Source organism: Frankia sp. Mgl5 (genome assembly GCF_023242985.1).
Lineage (GTDB): Bacteria > Actinomycetota > Actinomycetes > Frankiales > Frankiaceae > Parafrankia > Parafrankia soli.
The window spans coordinates 420-5,363 of the sequence record NZ_JALKFY010000716.1; the positions used below are offsets into that span (position 1 = coordinate 420).

At 63.4% G+C, this 4,944-nt stretch carries 3 protein-coding genes and 1 pseudogene; all 4 read left to right on the top strand.

Going from position 1 to position 4,944, the window contains the following annotated elements:
* Window positions 1–490: pseudogene (locus tag MXD62_RS26850) on the top strand (hypothetical protein); the annotation flags it as partial.
* Window positions 491–591: 101 nt separating this feature from the next.
* Window positions 592–840: a transposase family protein gene (locus tag MXD62_RS26855; RefSeq protein ID WP_248832199.1), complete on the top strand. Its 249-nt coding sequence runs from the start codon at window positions 592–594 to the stop codon at window positions 838–840.
* Window positions 841–1,263: 423 nt separating this feature from the next.
* Entirely contained in the window at window positions 1,264–2,343 is a 1,080-nt protein-coding gene (locus MXD62_RS26860) for a phenylalanine--tRNA ligase subunit alpha (RefSeq protein ID WP_248832200.1), read from the top strand.
* Between the two features lie 8 nt (window positions 2,344–2,351).
* Window positions 2,352–4,775: a phenylalanine--tRNA ligase subunit beta gene (gene pheT, locus MXD62_RS26865; protein WP_248832201.1), complete on the top strand. Its 2,424-nt coding sequence runs from the start codon at window positions 2,352–2,354 to the stop codon at window positions 4,773–4,775.
* Window positions 4,776–4,944 lie beyond the last annotated feature (169 nt).

Below are 4,944 nucleotides of genomic sequence, written 5' to 3' on the forward strand. Positions count from 1 at the left end.
TTTAGCCAACGCAGGAATTGACCCCAAAATCCACTCTGGTTGGGCTATGGGCATTGGACTGGACCGACTGGTGATGACCCTAAAAGATATTCCTGACGTGCGTTACCTTCGTTCCGCTAACCCGCGCATTGCCGAACAAATGTCTAATCTAGAACCTTACCGCGAAGAATCTAGCCAGCCTGCAATTAAACGCGACCTATCTTACAGCGTGCCACGCAACTACGTCGAAGAAGATGTCAGCGACGATATTCGCCAAGCGTTAGGTGATGATGTCGACGCACTAGAAAGTGTAGAAATACTAAGCGAAACAGCATATGCGGACTTGCCAGAAAAAATCCGAGTACGCCTGGGATGTAAACCGTCGCAAAAGAATGTGCTGGTGCGCATTACGCTGCGCCACCTGGAGCGAAGCATTACGAACGATGTAGCGAATCACATGTACGAACAAATCTATGGCCAAATCAATAAAGGTACGGGAGGGTATTTGTAGTAAAATTCACCTACGAGAACGTAGAAAACCATTCTACAGACCCTGTAACACATTCAGTGATAGCGCAGGATTGTGCACATAGCATGATCGTTTCATGTGTGATGTTTATCGTCAGTGAAGCTAGCGTTTTAGGGCTCTCGCCGCTGGTCGTCGAGGGCATCTCGGTCGAGGGTGAGCTGGTCGGCCTGCGCGCCCGGCCGCCGGACGTGTGGGTGGCCTGCCCTGGCTGTGATGCCGAGTCGTCGCGGGTGCACGACTATCACGAACGGACGTCGACCGACCTGCTGATCGATGAACGGCGGGTGCTCGTGCGGGTCCGTCGTCTCGTGTGCCCTACACACGGCTGCTAGCGAACGTTCCGTGAGTAGGCGCTCGAGGCGCTGGAGCGGTACTTGCGCCGGACCGCACGGCTGGCACGCCAGGTCGGCGTGGAGCCAGCCGTGCCGGTGCCCCGGTCCTGTCCGCACTGGTCCTCGGCCTGTCGCGGCACACCGCGCTCCGCTGCCTGCTGCGCCGGCGGGCTGGGACGTCGACGGCGTCCGTGCCGATCTCCGGGCGTACGTGGCCGACCGGCTCGGTGACCCGGGTATGATGTGCGCGTGACGCCGATGGAGACGCATCGATTTATGGGCCCCCTGGCGGCCGTTGGGCAGCTCAGGGGTCGGGTGTGTTTCTCGAGCTGAGTTAGACCCGTCTCCTGATGTGAGCTTGCGGGGCCAGGGGGTGTGCACAGAACATCCGGTCCTGTTCATTGCCAAGTCTTGGGAGATGTTGTGACGATACCCCTGCCCAAAACCACACCGACGGGATCCCGTTTGCGAGATCAGGTTCGCGAGATTCTCGCTCGGACGCTCGCTCGGGTCGAGGCCGCCGCGGTGCTCACCGAGCTTGATCTCGTGCGGCGCGAAAGTCTCGGCAAGTCCGGGACGCTCATGATGGTCCGTCGCCAGATCGGCCAACTCGACGAGGCCGACCGCAAGTCCGTCGGTGAGGCAGTCACCTCCGTTCAGCAGGAACTTGCCGCAGCGTTCACCGCGCGTGAACAAGAGCTGCTCGACGCCGAACCCGTGCTGGCGGAGCCCTTTGACGTCACCCTGCCCGCGATTCCGGCAGGGCAGGGATGCCTGCATCCGTCGGTGCAGATGATGTACGATCTGAACGATGCCTTCGGAACTCTAAACTTCACCGTTTACTCCGGGCCCGAAATCAGCTCAGAGCAGTTCGAGTTCGATTACCTGAACTTCCCGCCGGACCACCCGGCGCGCGAAAGCATGGACACCTACTGGCTGTCGGGATCGGCCGGGAAGTCGGGTGTTGAGCGCCTGTGCCTGCGCCCGCATCTCACCGGTGCATCGGTCAGATACATGCTTTCTCATGGGGCGCCGATGCGGTTCGTCTACCCGGGCCGTGTGTACCGTAATGAGAGCACAGACGCGCGGCACGAACGCGCGTTCTTCCAGTACGAAGTTCTGGTCGTCGACCGCGACGTGCCGCTGACCGCCGGTAAGTTTCTTGTCGACACCATCCTGCGCACAGTGTTCGGACGGCCGGTCGAGACTCGGATGCGCACGGGTTTCTTCCCCTTCGTCGAACCGGGTTTCGAAATCGACATGAAGTGCACGGTCTGTAATGGTGCGGGATGCCGCACCTGCCACCAGGTCGGATGGCTGGAGGTGATGCCCGGCGGCGTGCCGCACCCGAACGTACTCCGTGCGGGCGGGCTCGATCCCGCCGAATGGACAGGGTTCTACGTCAACGTCGGCCTAGACCGCCTGGTGATGATGCGCTACGGCATCGACGACGTCCGGCTGATGCACAGCGCCGACATCCGCTACCTGAGCCAGTTCAAGTAGGAGCCCTCGTGAAGATTTCCCTGGACTGGATCGGTGACTATGTTGACCTGGTGGGCCAGGCGGCCAGCCGAGAGCTTGCCCACCAGTTGACCCTCAAGACCGTCGAGGTCGAGGACGTTGTTGACCTCGCCGCCGGCCTACGCGAGGTGGTGATCGGCCGCGTAATCGCCACTGAGCAGCTCGGTTCCGGTGCCTCTGTGGTGCGCTGCACGGTCGGCCGCGACCAGCAGGCGATCGTCGTCACGCGGGCGGTGAATCTGACGCCGGGTGTGGCCGTCGCCGTCGCACTGCCTGGCGCATGGGTGAACGGCCGCGAGATCAAGCCTGTCAAAGTCGACGGCGTGGTCAGCGAGGCCTACCTTTGCCGAGCCGCGGACCTTGGTCTGGAGAAGCTCTACCCGGCCACCGACTCGGGTGACGCATTGGTCCTAGACGAGCCCGACGTATCTGCAGGTAGTCCCCTGACGGACGTGGTCCTCTGGCGGGACGTCGTGCTCGAGATTGATAACAAGTCCTTGACTAATCGCCCCGATCTCTGGGGTCACCATGGTCTTGCGCGCGAGTTCTCCGCCATTCTTGGCCTGCCCCTCGCCCAGCCGGTGCCCGAGCCGAGGGCCCCGCGTCCGACGCCGCGATCGGGGCTGGTCGGAAGCGTTGATCCCACGGTGTGCCGCCGGATCACGCTCGTCGAGTTTGAACTCGACATCCAGGTGACCTCTCCCTTGTGGCTGCGCAGCCGACTCGCTCGTATCGGCGAAGGCAGCGTAAATCTGCCAGTGGACCTCGGAAACTACGTCATGTTCGCCACGGGCCAGCCAGTGCACGTCTACGACGCGGAACGTCTCGCCCTTCCGCTGTCGGTGGCAGCGCAAACCGAGCCGCTGGAATTGGAGGTGCTGGACGGACAACGCGTCGGGCTCCCTGCGGGGGCCGCGGTCGTCCGAGACGAGCGTGGACCTGTCGCACTGGCGGGCATCATGGGCGGGCGCTCTAGTGCGATCACGGGCGAATCTCGGCGCTTCATCCTGGAAGCCGCCACGTTCGCCCCCGGGGCCATCCGGCGCACAGCACAGCGGACCGGGCAGCGCACCGAGGCAGCCGCCCGCTTCGAGAAGGGGCTGGACACCCAGCGGGTGGACCAGGCGGTCGACCTGTACCTCGCCTTGCTGACGCGTTGCGTGCCCGGAGGTCGGGTCGTGGCCATGCAGGATCACGACCCTGATCCGACACCGCGCGCTGAAGTGGACGTGGACCTGGACTTCCTGACGACGAGGATTGGGATGCCGCTGGAGTCCGCCAGTGTGCAGGGCACTCTGGAGGCTCTCGGCTTCGTTGTCCGCATGAACGGAACGCGGCTGCACACAATAGCGCCGACGTGGCGTTCCACCGGGGACGTTTCGATCCCCGACGATGTGCTCGAAGAGGTCGCGCGCATCCACGGCTACGACGAGATCCCGGCTGCGAGCCTCGGTGGCACCTTCACCCACCTCTCGCCCAATGAGATCTCTCCGCTGGACCGACGCGTGCGCGAGCAACTGGCAGTCCGCTTCGGTATGCAGGAAGTGCTGACCTATCCGTGGTCTGCGGAACGGATGCTTAAGGCCGCGGGGTATAACCCAGCCGATGGCGTCGTATTGGACGGTGCTCCGGCTGCGGATATGGCGACGCTCCGCCCCTCACTCGTGCCGAACCTCCTTGAGGCAATCAGCGCGAACCTGCGCTTCACCCGGCAATTCTCGATCTTCGAGGTGGGGGCGGTGTACGACGGAACCAGCACGCGGCCGTGGGCCGACCGGTTCGAGCCGATACCGACGCTGGCCACGCGAGTCGCGGCGGTGCTCGTCGGCTCAGACGGGCGCGAACTGTTCCTCCAGGGCAAGGGCGTCCTCGAGACGCTTGCGCGGGCATGCCGGATCGTTGACCTACGCCTCGGGCGGCCAGAGGACAGCGCGGCCACTCCTACATGGGCGGACCGTCACGTGCAGCTGGCGCTCACTGCAGACGGACATCGGGTGGGCACGCTGGCGCTGCTCAGTACCCGATGCTGCCGCTTGGCTGGGATCGAAGGTGTGCACGTCACCTGCTTCGAACTAGACCTCGACGAGATAACGATGCATATGACGCGTGAGAACACCTACCGACCGATCTCGGAATGGCCAGAAAGCGAGTTCGACCTGTCAGTGGTTGTGCCCGAGGAGATTCTTTGGGCCCAGGCAAGCGAAAGCGCCCGGTCCGTCGGCGACCTGGTGCACCAGGTCGACTTTGTCGGGGAGTTCCGCGGGTCATGGGTGCCCCAGGGAAGCAAGTCGATGACACTGCGCGTGACATTGCGCCCCCAAAAAGCCACATTGACGAGCGAGGACATCGCCTCGGCCCGTAAGGAGGTGCTCACAGCGCTTGGGCGTGATCTCGGTGCGTATCTCCGGGCATGACCGGTCGGCAGCCCCTCTGCGTAGCCAGGGGGCTGCCGGATTATCGACCTTGAATCTGCAGGGTGACCTTCGGCTCGTGGGGTAGCCCCGGGGTATGAGGTATCCCGATGGCGGCGGGTTGACGGATGCCGGCCGGGCCCGCCGTGAACAGGTCCGTTTGCGGGCCGCG